We start from the raw sequence: 12,816 nt of genomic DNA on the forward strand, positions 1-12,816 counted from the left end.
TTTATGTTATCCATTGGTTATTCATTGGTGAATTGCGGATATGCACGCCAAGCTAATAGATGACTATTTGGGCACCGCTGCCGTGAGTACCTCGTGTCCCGCAGCTGTGACAAGGACATCGTCTTCAATGCGCACCCCAATGCCGCGCCAGCGATCGCCAATCTCCGGTTGACCTTCGGCTGGCGTTGCTTCAGGGTGAATATAGATGCCCGGCTCCACGGTCAACACTTGCCCCGGCTGGAGGGTTACCCATGTCTCCTTGTTGTGCTTGTATAGACCGACATCGTGGACATCGAGCCCCAGCCAGTGACCGGTACCATGCATAAAGAAGGTGCGGTACTTCTGGGTCTGATTCTCTTTCCCTTCATTGATGAGGGCTTCAATTTCGCCGCGCAGCAGGCCAAGGTCAACCAAGCCTTCAACAATCACTCGCACAGCCGCATCGTGGATTTGGTTGTAGGTATTCCCCGGTCGCACCTGCGCAATCGCCGCTTTTTGGGCAGCGAGGACAATATCATAAATCGCCTTTTGTTCGCCGGTAAACTGGCCACTCACAGGAAAGGTGCGGGTAATATCGGCGTTGTAGTAACGATAGGCACAGCCCGCGTCAATCAGGAGCAAGTCTCCTGCTGCCATTTGCCGTTGGTTTTCGGTGTAGTGGAGCACACAGGCATTCGGACCTGAGGCAACAATTGAAGGATAAGCAGGGCCATCGCCCCCCCGCAGGCGAAACACATGTTCTATCTCTGCTTGGATCTCGTATTCCCAGCGCCCCGGAGCAGCCAGTTCTCGCGCCCGTTGATGGGCTTCGACAGTGATGGCGATCGCCTGCCGCAGCAACGCCAATTCTGCTGCCGACTTAATTTGGCGCATGGGTGCCAAGAGAATACTGGGATCGGCGATCGCCCGCGGACCGGTGCCCCGTTTCGGTAGCGTCGCCAGCAGCCGCTGGTAGTGCTTGAGAATCAGTTGATTAAAACACTCGTTGTGACCAAAGTGGTAGTACAGCGGATCCCCCGTCTCCAAATAGCGGGGCAGGTGCTCCTCTAGCTCACCAATGGGATATACGGCATCGGCGCCTAACTCCTCCTTGGCCGCGTCTACGCCAAGGCGTGCCCCTGTCCAAATCTCTTGGCTGAGATCCTTGGGCTGCACAAAGAGCACATAGCGGTGCTCACTGTGGTTGGGCGCAAAAACAGCAACCGCCTCTGGCTCATTAAAACCCGTGAGATAGTAAAAATTACTCTCTTGGCGAAAGTTGTAGTGCACATCATTGTGCATGATGGCGCGCGGGGCGCTGCAAAAAACAGCGACACCGCTGCCCAACTTTTCTAAAAACTGCTCTCGCCGCTGCTGATACTCTGCCTTGATCATGTTTTCTCAGGAGGGGTAATGCCCGAGGACAACCCCCTTGAAAAGGGCCTGGTGGGGGCGGAGGGACTTGAACCCTCACGACTTGTTTAAGGTCAGCGGATTTTCATCCTCCTGCCGCTTTCGCGACCACCCCTTGGGTGTTGAGGATTGGACTCTCCCTTTACCCGCGTAGAGGACCTACGGTAGGGTAGCTCCCGTCGAGTCTCTGCACCTTCCGTTTCCGCAGGTATGCTCCTGGGAAACGGCTTGGCTCAGGATTGCCATATTTGCGCTATGGGCAAACGTAGGTTTCCCTGAATTTGAGAGCCTTCACTTAATAGATTTCTCTACTAAGGCTCAATTGCTTAAGTCCGCAGCGTCTACCATTCCGCCACGCCCCCTTAAATACCGCTACTATACCACCTTGGCTTTGGGGGATGCAATTCCTACTGGCGTTGGTAATAAGCCCGCAAACCCTCCAGAAGAACCTGATTTTCGCTGTCACGGCGCACCGCTACCCGGAAGTAAGAGGCACCCAATTCGGGAAAGCTGCAACAATCGCGAATTAAGATGCGATGCTGCTGCAGGAGGTAGGTTTGCAGGGACAAAATGGAGCCGGTTGCTTGAATGAGTAAAAAGTTTGCCTTGCTGTTGGTCACCACCTTTAGTTCGGGCAAAGCGTTCAGCGCAGCGGCAAAGGCATGGCGGGCGGGTGGCAGCCACTGCCATGTGTGCTCCTGAAAGGGGCGATCCCCTAAAGCCGTAACGCCAGCGATGATGGCCAGACTGTTCACACTCCAGGGATCCCGCCATGCTCGCCAGCACTGCCAACGTTCGGGCGAGGAGAGGGCATACCCTAGACGCAGACCCGCTAGACCATAGAACTTCGTCAGCGATCGCAGAACAATTAGATTGGGGTACTCAGGCACAGCCGCGATTAGAGACTCGTTTGCCGCCGGCGGCAAAAAGTCCATAAAGGCCTCATCCACCACCACTAAGGCACCTGTCTCTAGCAGGGGTTGGAGATGACTCCGCGACCAGAGATGCCCACTGGGGTTATGGGGGTTGTTGACAATGATGGCATCTCCCGGCGTCAGTTCTGGTAAAACCTCTGAGAAATTGTTTTGTACCTGTGGCAAAGGAAGGGGAACCAGTGTACTGTCAAAGGCCGCCACTGCCCGCCGATAGTCGGCAAAGGCAGGAACAACCACAAAGACGCGCTGCCGCTGCCCACATTCACGCCCCACCCAGGTCAACAACTCCGCTGCACCATTCCCCACCAAAAAATAATCCTTAGGCAGCCGATGAAGGGTAGTCAGCGCCGCCACCAAAGGACGGCAATCGGGATCGGGATAGTCGCGAATTGTGGCAAGAGACGCCTGCAGGGCAGCAATCACTGACTTTGGCGGACCCCAAGGGTTGAGACTAGCAGAGAAATCCAAAATCTCATCGGGGGCACACCTCGCGATCGCTGCCGCCCAAGCTAAATTGCCACCGTGGCGCGGGGGATGCAACCTATTTTTTCTTGCCTTTGGCCGCTGGTTCCGCCGCCGCAGGAGGCGCAACTTTTTCTTTGAAGAGTTTCCCTGCTGAAAAGGCGGGAACGGTAGTTGCTGGGATTTGCATTTTTTCCTTGGTTTTGGGGTTGCGCCCTTCACGGGCTTTGCGCTCCCGAGGTTCAAAGGCACCAAAGCCCACCAGTGTTACTTTTTCTCCCTTGGCCACGGCCTCCATGATTTCCTCTACGGTGGCAGAGATAATTGCCTCAACTTGCTTTTTGGTGACGTTGTTGGCACTATGGGCACGATTAAACACAGCATCCACGAGCTCAGCTTTATTCATGGGGATAACTCCACAGAAACATTAAAGATTGTTTAATTGAGAAGATAATGGTGAAAGGCACGAAACCCTTGCCTCTGCTTGCTTTCAAGCCTCATTCTAGAATAGCTAGACTCCAAGTGTAACCCTGAAACCTTTAAAATATGTGCTTTTCCAGTGTTTTTATCCATTAGAAATCCCTGAAACCCTTGATTTATCAGTTCTTTGGCAGATTCTCCCTGCCTTTGAGACGGGGTTTAGGTCAGTGACAGTTGTTAGAAAAATTAACAAATGGCAGCAACCTGAGATTGAAACCTGGCTCCCACAGCACAAAAAAGCCCCCTGAAGGGGGGATGGAAAATTCACAACTTTGATGATTGGATTCAGAGATGATTGGATTCAGAAGCGTTGATCAAGGTTGATCGCGAAGAGGATGCCTGATTCACCACCTAGGCATCATCAAGGGCAGCAATACCCGGCAGTTCTTTGCCTTCGAGGAGTTCAAGGCTCGCTCCGCCACCGGTGGAAATGTGGCTCATGCGCCCGGCCACGCCAACTTTTTCCACAGCGGCCACAGAATCGCCGCCACCGATAATTGTGGAGACTCCTTGACTGGTGAGCTCGGCCAAACAGCGGGCGATCGCCTCTGTCCCCTTGGCAAATTGATCAAACTCAAACACCCCCATGGGGCCATTCCAGATCACCGTTTTGCAATCTTGGAGTGCCTCTTGGAAGCGCTTCACGGAAGCAGGCCCGATATCTAGCCCCATCCAGTTGTCAGGAATCGCTTCAATGCTGACCACTTGGCTATTAGCATCGTTGGCAAAGTTATCCGCCACCACTACATCTGTTGGCAAGAGCAACTCCACCCCTTTTTCTTGGGCCTTGGCTTCCAGGTGCTTGGCTAGCTCTAACTTGTCTTCTTCCACCAGAGACTTGCCAACATTGAGCCCCTGCGCTTTGTAGAAGGTGAAGATCATGCCACCGCCAATGAGCAATTTATCCACTTTTTCTAAAAGGGCTTCAATGACACCAATTTTAGAAGAAACTTTCGATCCCCCCACAATAGCCGCCAGGGGACGGCGGGGGTGTTCGATGGCATTTTGCAGATATTCCAGTTCTTTCTCCATCAAAAAGCCCGCCACGCAAGGACTGAGGTACTGAGTCACCCCAGCGGTTGAGGCATGGGCGCGGTGCGCAGTGCCAAAGGCATCATTGACATAGACTTCGGCACAGGCGGCTAGTTGCTTGGCAAATTCAGGATCATTTTTTTCTTCCCCCGGATGGAAGCGCACATTCTCCAGTAGGCAGACATCCCCGTTGGCCATGGCTTGGGTGTGGGCAATCACCGCATCGCCAATGCAGTCATCGAGCTTGGCCACGGGTTTGTGGAGCAGTTCTGAGAGCCGCTGGGCCACAGGGGTGAGGCGCAACCTGTCATCCACCCCCTTGGGACGGCCAAAGTGGCTGACCAGAATGACCTTTGCCCCTTTGCTGATCAGGTCTTGAATGGTGGGCAGGGCCGCACGGATACGCGTATCATCAGTGATGACGCCATTTTCATCGACGGGGACGTTAAAATCCACCCGCACGAGGACACGCTTGCCTTCTAAGTCGGCGGCGGATAACTGCGCTACGGATTTTTTAGACACGCTAGAGCCTCCTAAATGCGTTAAAAGATAGATGATAGTACTAGGGGTATAACAATCCCGGCTAGCGATGGAGTGATGCGCTACAAATCCCTCACCTGATTCTACCCAAGGGCGTGCCCTTCCACTTGACTCCCATGAGGTGAACTCTATGTTCAAAACCATTCTTTTTCCCATTGATCGTAGCCGTGACACCCAAGAAGCCATGCCCACCGTGGTTGAGATGGTGAAACTGTTCCAGAGCCAGTTGTTTCTGCTGTCGGTGGAGGAAAGCCCAGAACCTGATCCGGAGCTAGAGGCAGCGATCGCTGAATTTTTGAATCGAGTGAAGGACGCCTTTGCCCAGCACGCGATTGTGGCGGAAACCTTGCTACGGCGCGGCAAACCTGCCTTTGTGATCTGTGATGTGGCCGATGAGATCAATGCCAGTTTAATTATTATGGGCTGTCGAGGAACGGGGCTTACCCCAGAGGGGTTCCAAGAAAGTGTTAGCAACCGCGTGATTAATTTGGCGCCCTGTCCGGTCTTGATCGTGCCCTAGCGTAACTGAATCTTGCGGCGCTTGAAGTTTCGTCACAGACGGCCTAGCCGCTGGGGCGATCGCCGATGATCAAAAAAAGGAAACGTACCGGCTTATCCTGTGGTTGATCTGCATGCTGAATTCAACGGATGTGACGCCTATAGCTTCTGCCCCCGCTGCCGATCAACTGCAAGCCCTTGGGGTGTACATCACTATCCATGGCCATTTCTATCAGCCCCCCCGCGAAAATCCCTACCTCAATGCTATTGAACACCAACCCAGTGCCCAGCCATTTCACGATTGGAATGAGCGCATTTACTACGAGTGCTATCGCCCCAATGCCTTTGCGCGGATCCTCAACGATCGCGGTGAAGTCATTGATATTGTCAATAACTTTGAATACCTAAGCTTTAATATTGGCCCAACGCTCTTTAGTTGGCTTGAGCGCTACGATCTGGAGGTCTATCAGCGCATTATTGAGGCCGATCGCCACAGTTGCCAGCGCTTTAATGGCCATGGCAACGCGATCGCCCAAGTCTATAATCACATCATTCTGCCCTTGGCCAACTATCGGGATAAATTGACGCAGATTCGTTGGGGCAAGGCGGACTTTCGGCGGCGGTTTGGCCGCGAAGCGGAGGGAATGTGGCTGGCGGAAACGGCCATTGATTATGAAACCGTAGCGGCCCTGATTCAGGAGGGGATTCGCTTTACTGTTTTGGCGCCTTCCCAGGCCCAACGCTGTCGGCCGATTCTGCCTGAGGGGGATGCCGAGTGGATCGAGGTCAGCGGCAGCCAAATTGATCCAACGCGTCCCTATCGCTGCTATTTACCGGGGGGCGATCGCCAGCGGGATTACCTAGACATCTTCTTCTACGATGGTCCCATTTCGCGGGATATAGGCTTTAGTGACCTGCTCACTAGCTCGCAATTTCTGGCAGGACGGTTGGGGCAGGCCGTGCGCGGCGATCGTCGCCCCAGTCAAATTATTGCCGTTGCCACCGACGGTGAGACCTTTGGCCATCACAAGTATGGCGGTGAAAAAGCCCTCGCCTATGCCTTTAAGGTGGAATTTCCCCAGCGGGGCTGGCAGATTACCAACTTTGCCTATTACCTCAGTCTGTTTCCCCCCACTTGGGAAGTGGAACTCAAACCAGTCACCGCTTGGAGTTGTGCCCATGGCGTCGATCGCTGGCAGGACAATTGTGGCTGCGGCGGTGGGGGCGAGTGGCATCAACGCTGGCGACGCCCCCTGCGGGATGCCCTGAACTGGTTGCGGGATGAGCTAATTGATATTTATGAAACCCTGGGCAGTGATTTATTTCAGGAAGTTTGGGCTGCCCGCGATGCCTATATTGAGGTGATTGCCGATCGCTCCCCGGAGACCCTGCACCGCTTTTTGGCACACCACCAACGTCGCCCCCTGAGTCAAAGCCAGCAAATTGATGCCCTGCGTCTGCTGGAGATGCAGCACCATGCCCTGCTGATGTTTACCAGTTGTGGTTGGTTCTTTGATGAACTCTCGCGGCCGGAGGGGGTGCAAATTCTCCGCTATGCAGCACGGGCGATCGAACTGGCAGGGGATGTCGCCGGTGTACAGTTGGAACCCGAGTTTATTGAGCGGCTGGCAGCGGCCCCCAGCAATGTGCCGCAGTTTGGCGATGGGGCAAGGGTCTATCACCAGTTGGTCAAAACCGCTCAAATTAGCTTACAGCAGGTGGCTGCCCACTATGCCATCAGTTCTCTCTTTAACAGTTATTCCCGCCAACACCAACTCTACTGCTATGAGATTGAGCAGGGGGATTACCATCTCCAACGCATGGGCAGCCTGACGCTGGCGATCGGCCAAATTCAACTCACCTCGACGATCACAACCGAGTCACAACTGTTGATCTTTGCTGTCTTGCACCTGGGGGGCTGGGATTTCCACTGTGCTATTCAACCCTTTCAAGGGCGGCGCGAATATAGCCAGATCAAGACCCATCTCCTGCAAGCCTTCCAACAGGGCAGTGCGGCGCGGGTGGTGATGGCGATAACGGAACGCTTTGGGGGGGTGGCCTACAGCTTGGACGATCTCTTTGCTGAAGAACGACACCGCCTCATGGGGGTGCTGGCGCGGGAAACCCTGACCCGCTTGGATCAGCTGTATACCCAAGTCTATCGCGATAACTACGGCATCCTCATGGGGTTTCAGCGGGATGGCCTAAGTGTGCCCCAGGAGTTGCAGGTGGCCGCGGCGGTGGCGTTGACCCACCGTGCCATTAGCCATTTGCGCTCTTTAGAGCAAGACCTCAGCGATCTGGGTGATTTGCCCTTGGCAAATCTGCAAAGCCATTTGGCAGAGTTGGCGGCGATCGCCCGCGAAGCACGCCTGTTGGGCTGTCAGCTTAGCCTTCAGGAGCAACAGCGACCTCTTGAGCAGCAAATTAGCACCGGATTGCGTTACCTTGCCCACCACCTCAACGGCGACACCCTTAACCAGTTGAGTCCCTTACTGCAGGACTTGATCGCAATCGCCGATGCCTTGGGTTTGAACCTGAATCTAGATCGAGCGCAGGAGCAGCTTTATACCCTCATGGGTCAACTGCGACAGAAGGGCATGCCCCTCAGCGAGGGCGATCGCCGGCACCTGCAAACCTTGGCCACCCGCCTTAAGGTTGATCCTCACCTATTGGTTCCCCTTTCTTCCTAGGGAAGCATCGCTGCTCAGTCTAGAACCAATCCTGGGAGGAGATCTTCCCCAGAGCAGTGCCGCGGGGCGATCGCGACGGCAGGGCATGTTTGGGAGCGGTAGATGTCCCCTGCCCCAGTTCTAGCAGGTTAGGAAAGTTGCCTCTGCCAAGACCAAACCACATCTAGTTTCGTTAAAATCACCAAACTAGCCCCACAAACCGACCGAGGTAGGGGGAGTCGCTAGAAAAAGTTGTGAGGAGTAGGTATGTCGTCAACGTCGCCAGAAATGGCTGAGGCTTTGGTTGCTTCATCCCCTGTTACTGAGCGGGGGCTGATTCCACGGGTATTGCAACCGGCACTGCAGTGGTGGTTATCCTCACAGCTAGAGCAGGCAACCGGACTGGAAATTGAGATTCAAGGGGGCGATCGCCAGCTACTGCGCGGGTACTTACCGCACGTGCGCATTGCCGCCGCAAAAGCCAGTTATCGCGGGATTCAATTGCGCCAAGCGGCAGTCCAAGCAGAACAGATTCAGATTAATCTAGGGCAGGTATTGCGGGGCAAACCCCTAAAACTATTGGCACCGGTGCCGCTGCGCGGGGAACTGGTTCTCAGCCAAGAGGATCTGAACGCCTCCTTGGGGGCCCCTCTCCTGCAATCCGGCCTACGGGAACTGCTGAAATTGCTCCATCAGCGGGGCTTGGGCAAGGTGGGAGTAGATTTCCAAGAGTGGCAACTGCTGCATACGCAGGGAGAATTGGGGACTGGCTGCCTCAAACTGAGGTTCTCGATGGTAAATGCCCAAGGAGAGCAGGTGGATTGGCATCTAATGACCCATGTGCGCTTGCAGGATGAACGCAGGCTCTGCTTAGAAAAGGTGCACTGGCAAGGGGAACGTGATATTCACCCCACGGTGACCATTGATTTGGGTGATGGGGTCGCTATTCAAGAGTTGCGGCTAGAAGCGGGTGCCCTCAGGGTACAGGGAATGATTTGCATTTATCCCTAGGTTGCTCAGCAACGCTGCCACGCGCCCTAAGTCCTTGACCCCTGGCTGCCTTTCCACCCCACTGGCAAGGTCAATCCCTTGGGGTTGGGTTTGGGCGATCGCCTGACGGCAATTTTCGGGTGTAATGCCCCCTGCCAGCCACCAAGGGCAAGGAATATGTAACGCTTTAAGTAGCGTCCAGTCAAAGGGTTGACCCGTGCCCCCCAACTGCTGTGGATGGTAAGCATCCAAGAGAATGCGATCTACAATCGGGGTGTAGGCGGCAATCTCGGCGAGGGTGGCGGCCGATCGCACCCGCAGGGCTTTGATGAGCACGATATGGGGCAAGGTCTGGCGCACCGATTGGCAAAATTCAGGGGATTCACTGCCATGGAGCTGTAGCGCTTGTACCCCTGTGGTTGTAACTAAATTGGCTAATGCCTCTAAATCAAGATTGGCGACGACAGCTACCGTCAGTACGGAAGGGGGCAACTGCCGACAAATGTCTGCAATGGTTTGGGGGCTGACGTAGCGGGGCGAATGGGGAACACTAATAAAGCCAAGGGCACTGACACCCATTTGGGCGATCGCGATCGCCTGCTCTGGCAGAGTCAAGCCACAAATTTTGACAGCAATTTTTGCAGGGACGGTTGAGTTAAGCATTTGTAACGAGATGCACTATTTTGTAAAGAACTGGCGGTGGGCAAGCCGGGGGTTCCGTATAATTCATGGGCAATTGTACCCATTTAGGAGGAACCATGGTGTTAGCCACGCTCCCCGATACCACTTGGACGCCCTCTGTGGGGTTGGTGGTGATCCTCTGCAACCTGTTTGCGATCGCCATTGGCCGCTATGCCATTCAAGCGCGGGGAAAAGGCCCCGGCTTACCCATTGCCTTGCCTGCCCTCTTTGAAGGCTTTGGTCTGCCAGAATTGCTGGCCACCACCAGCTTTGGTCACCTTTTGGCGGCTGGCGTGGTCAGTGGCCTACAGTACTCCGGCGCCCTCTAGGGGGGGAATGCCACTGGCAATCTGACGGCAAATGAAGGGCAGTACCTCTGTATTTCTACTGGCAGTGGAATTTTCCGTAAAGACCACCAAGGTATAGGGGCAGCGATCCGGTAGTTCAATGTAGGCCGCATCATGGCGCACCCAACTGGTGAGTCCCGCCTTTGACCACAGCCTTGCCCCCGGAGGTAGCCCTTCCCCCAAAAAGCCCTGCACTTGGTTTTCTGGATCCTCAGCCAAAAGCTCTGGATCGAGCGATCGCTCCATCAGTGCCATCATCGCTTGACTGGCGCTGGCAGAAACCGCAACGCCGCCAACAATACTGTGGATTAACTTAGCCGTGGCATTGGTGGTCAGACGATTGGCATTGCGGCGATCGCGCCCGACAAATTCCTGCTCTCGTCCATAGGGGCCATCGCACCATGTTTTTTGATTCACGTTGATAGGCGTTAGCTCTGGCCACCCAAAGGACTGAAAATAGCGATTGACGATATTGCGCTGGTATTGCCACGTCCGAAAGGGCTCCGGCGGCAGCACGGGGCCACTGGTGGTTCCCGTGAGCATATCCACCACTAGGCTGGTGGCATCGTTGCTGGAATCCACAATCATATCCCGCATGGCGCGTTCCAATTCCGCATCTGGCTGAAGCATGCCACTGTGGAGCCACTCATGACAGGCCACAAGATAAAACAGTTTCACCACACTGGCCGGGTACATCGGCACATCGCCGCGATAGTGAGCGCCGGGAATCGGGTACTGCCAAAATTCTGTTGCCGTAAGCGCTCCGCCCGTATTCACGGGAATGGGTGGTGGATACACCAGCAAGGTCAGGGCAATGTCCTCTTGTCCTAGCCAAGGAAAGTGTTGCCATGTCCCTTGGAGCGTCCGCATCACCAGATCCGTGAGATAGGTGTTGGCCTGAAAAAAGGTCATTGGCTGCTCCCCTTCTACTCGGGCGATCGCTCCCCGCCATTGCGGGCACCGGAATAAACCAAGCCGCGTTCCACATCCATCGTCAGGATGGTGCCCTCACGAATCAGGCGAGTGGCATTTTTGACGCCCACAATCACCGGAATCCCCAGCCGCAACCCCAAGACAGCGGCATGGCTTGTGAGGCTGTCCTCCTCGGTAATAATGCCCGCCGCTTTGCGAATCGCTTCCACCAACTCAGCACTGGTGCGCTCCGCCACCAAGATTTCTCCACTATTAAACGTGCGCACCGGCATCCCTTGGCGTACCACCCGCGCAGGGCCACTAACAGAGCCATGGCCAATGCCACAACCCCGCCCCATCACTGAGGTAACCAGTTCCACCTTGATCATATCCGTGGATCCAGAAACCCCTTGCAGCGTGCCCGCCGTCATGACCACGAGATCCCCCTCCTCAAGGAAGCCCCGCTCCTGGGCGGCATTAATCGCTGCCTGGAAGGATTCGCGCATCGAGGGATGATCCAGTGTCAGCAGTGGTTCTACACCCCACACCAACTGCAAACGCCGCGCCACTTCAATGTGGGGAGTTGCCGCCAGAATGGGAATTTGGGGACGAAACTTAGAGACATTCCGGGCGGTGGCACCGCTCTTGGTTTGGGTAATGATGGCCTTGGCATTGAGTTGGGCCGCCACCTGTCCCACCGCTTGGCTAATGGCATTAGGAATGGAACGCACCACCATAGGGTCAGCAAGGGGAGGTTGGCGCAGTTGGGTTTCGTTGTCAATCCGCGCTGCAATTGTGGCCATCATCTTCACGGCTTCTACCGGGTAGTCGCCCATTGCCGTTTCATTGGAGAGCATCACTGCATCGGTGCCATCGAGGATGGCATTGGCAACATCAGAAATTTCAGCACGGGTGGGGCGGGGACTTTTGACCATGCTGTCTAGCATTTGGGTAGCCGTAATCACCGGAATGCCCAGGCGGTTTGCCGCGGCAATCAGCCGTTTTTGCAAAATGGGGACATCTTCGGCGGGCAATTCAACCCCCAAATCGCCGCGGGCCACCATGACCCCATCACAGACGGAGAGAATGGCATCCATCTGCTCGATCGCCTCGTGCTTTTCGATTTTGGCAATGACTGGCACCTGCTTCCCAGCGTTGGCAATCAGTTCTTTGATCTCCAGTACATCTTGGGGATTGCGAACAAAGCTGAGAGCCACCCAATCTACCCCTTGATTGAGGCCAAACATCAGATCTTCGCGATCTTTCTCTGTCAAGGCTTTAATCGAGAGGTAAACCCCCGGAAAGTTCACACCCTTGGCGTTTGAGAGCGTGCCCCCTACCACAACTCGACAGTGGAGCTCCCCCGCCTCCTTGTCTACTTCTTCCACCAGCATTTCCACGCGACCATCATCGAGCAAAATGGTGGCCCCGGTGGGCACCTCCTGAGCCAAGGGGGGATAGGTAATCGAGCTAATGTGCTGATTGCCCATGATGGGACGACTCGTGAGGGTAAAGCGATCGCCCCGCTTTAGAGCAATTGAACCATTTTCAAACCGCCCAAGGCGAATCTTCGGACCCTGCAGGTCCTGCAAAATGCCCACCGGTTGACCCAACTCATAGGAGATTTGCCGAATCAGGCGAATGCTGCGCTGGTGATCGTCGTGGGTACCATGGGAAAAGTTTAGACGCAGGGTGGTTGCTCCCGCTTGAATAATGGCGCGCAGCTTATCGGGGTGACTCACTGCTGGGCCAATAGTGGCGACAATTTTGGTGCGTCGTTGCAACGGCTGGTTAGACATGTTGAATTGAGTCGTTCTTAATTTTTTTTCGTTAAGCTCCAACAGGTTATCCTATTTTGTGGAGCCTTGATAGAGG

The 12,816-nt window shown here is 54.9% G+C and carries 11 protein-coding genes; 4 read left to right on the forward strand and 7 right to left on the reverse strand.

Features of this window, described 5'->3' with window-relative positions; genetic code table 11:
* Positions 1-63: 63 nt before the first annotated feature.
* From Q0W94_RS02035 to Q0W94_RS02050, 4 genes are all read right to left on the reverse strand, one after another.
* Positions 64-1,374, reverse strand: a complete 1,311-nt coding sequence (locus Q0W94_RS02035; RefSeq protein WP_315863081.1) for an aminopeptidase P N-terminal domain-containing protein — start codon at positions 1,372-1,374, stop codon at positions 64-66.
* 425 nt (positions 1,375-1,799) lie between these two features.
* Entirely contained in the window at positions 1,800-2,867 is a 1,068-nt protein-coding gene (gene cobD, locus Q0W94_RS02040) for a threonine-phosphate decarboxylase CobD (protein WP_297760406.1), read from the reverse strand.
* A 1-nt stretch (position 2,868) separates the two neighbouring features.
* Entirely contained in the window at positions 2,869-3,195 is a 327-nt protein-coding gene (locus Q0W94_RS02045) for an HU family DNA-binding protein (protein ID WP_024125257.1), read from the reverse strand.
* A 425-nt stretch (positions 3,196-3,620) separates the two neighbouring features.
* Positions 3,621-4,823, reverse strand: a complete 1,203-nt coding sequence (locus Q0W94_RS02050; protein ID WP_297760412.1) for a phosphoglycerate kinase — start codon at positions 4,821-4,823, stop codon at positions 3,621-3,623.
* A 148-nt stretch (positions 4,824-4,971) separates the two neighbouring features.
* On the opposite strand from Q0W94_RS02050, the gene Q0W94_RS02055 reads away from it, so the two are divergent.
* The 3 genes from Q0W94_RS02055 (at position 4,972) to Q0W94_RS02065 (ending at position 9,022) form a co-directional block, all read left to right on the forward strand.
* Positions 4,972-5,361, forward strand: a complete 390-nt coding sequence (locus tag Q0W94_RS02055) for a universal stress protein (RefSeq protein ID WP_297760415.1) — start codon at positions 4,972-4,974, stop codon at positions 5,359-5,361.
* A gap of 112 nt (positions 5,362-5,473) precedes the next feature.
* Positions 5,474-8,032 carry a DUF3536 domain-containing protein gene (locus Q0W94_RS02060; RefSeq protein ID WP_297760418.1) on the forward strand — a complete coding sequence of 853 codons (2,559 nt, stop codon included), beginning with the start codon at positions 5,474-5,476 and terminating at the stop codon, positions 8,030-8,032.
* Positions 8,033-8,278: 246 nt separating this feature from the next.
* Positions 8,279-9,022, forward strand: a complete 744-nt coding sequence (locus Q0W94_RS02065) for a DUF2993 domain-containing protein (protein WP_297760421.1) — start codon at positions 8,279-8,281, stop codon at positions 9,020-9,022.
* On the opposite strand, the gene Q0W94_RS02070 is transcribed toward Q0W94_RS02065, so the two are convergent.
* The gene (locus Q0W94_RS02070) at positions 8,972-9,664 is read right to left on the reverse strand and encodes a phosphoribosylanthranilate isomerase (protein WP_297760424.1); all 693 of its coding nucleotides are present in this window, start codon (positions 9,662-9,664) and stop codon (positions 8,972-8,974) included. The two genes, Q0W94_RS02065 and Q0W94_RS02070, sit on opposite strands and share 51 nt — an antisense overlap.
* A 95-nt stretch (positions 9,665-9,759) precedes the next feature.
* Here Q0W94_RS02070 and psaK point away from each other — a divergent pair, with 95 nt between their 5' ends.
* Complete coding sequence (gene psaK / locus Q0W94_RS02075; protein WP_297760427.1) at positions 9,760-10,011, forward strand: photosystem I reaction center subunit PsaK; 252 nt, start codon at positions 9,760-9,762, stop codon at positions 10,009-10,011.
* Here psaK and Q0W94_RS02080 read toward each other — a convergent pair.
* Both Q0W94_RS02080 and pyk read right to left on the reverse strand, forming a co-directional pair.
* Positions 9,988-10,941, reverse strand: a complete 954-nt coding sequence (locus Q0W94_RS02080; protein ID WP_297760430.1) for a serine hydrolase — start codon at positions 10,939-10,941, stop codon at positions 9,988-9,990. The two genes, psaK and Q0W94_RS02080, sit on opposite strands and share 24 nt — an antisense overlap.
* Before the next feature lie 14 nt (positions 10,942-10,955).
* Positions 10,956-12,740, reverse strand: coding sequence for a pyruvate kinase (gene pyk / locus Q0W94_RS02085; protein ID WP_297760433.1), 1,785 nt, complete (start codon positions 12,738-12,740; stop codon positions 10,956-10,958).
* Positions 12,741-12,816: the final 76 nt, after the last annotated feature.

The organism is Thermosynechococcus sp., from assembly GCF_025999095.1.
Classification (GTDB): domain Bacteria; phylum Cyanobacteriota; class Cyanobacteriia; order Thermosynechococcales; family Thermosynechococcaceae; genus Thermosynechococcus.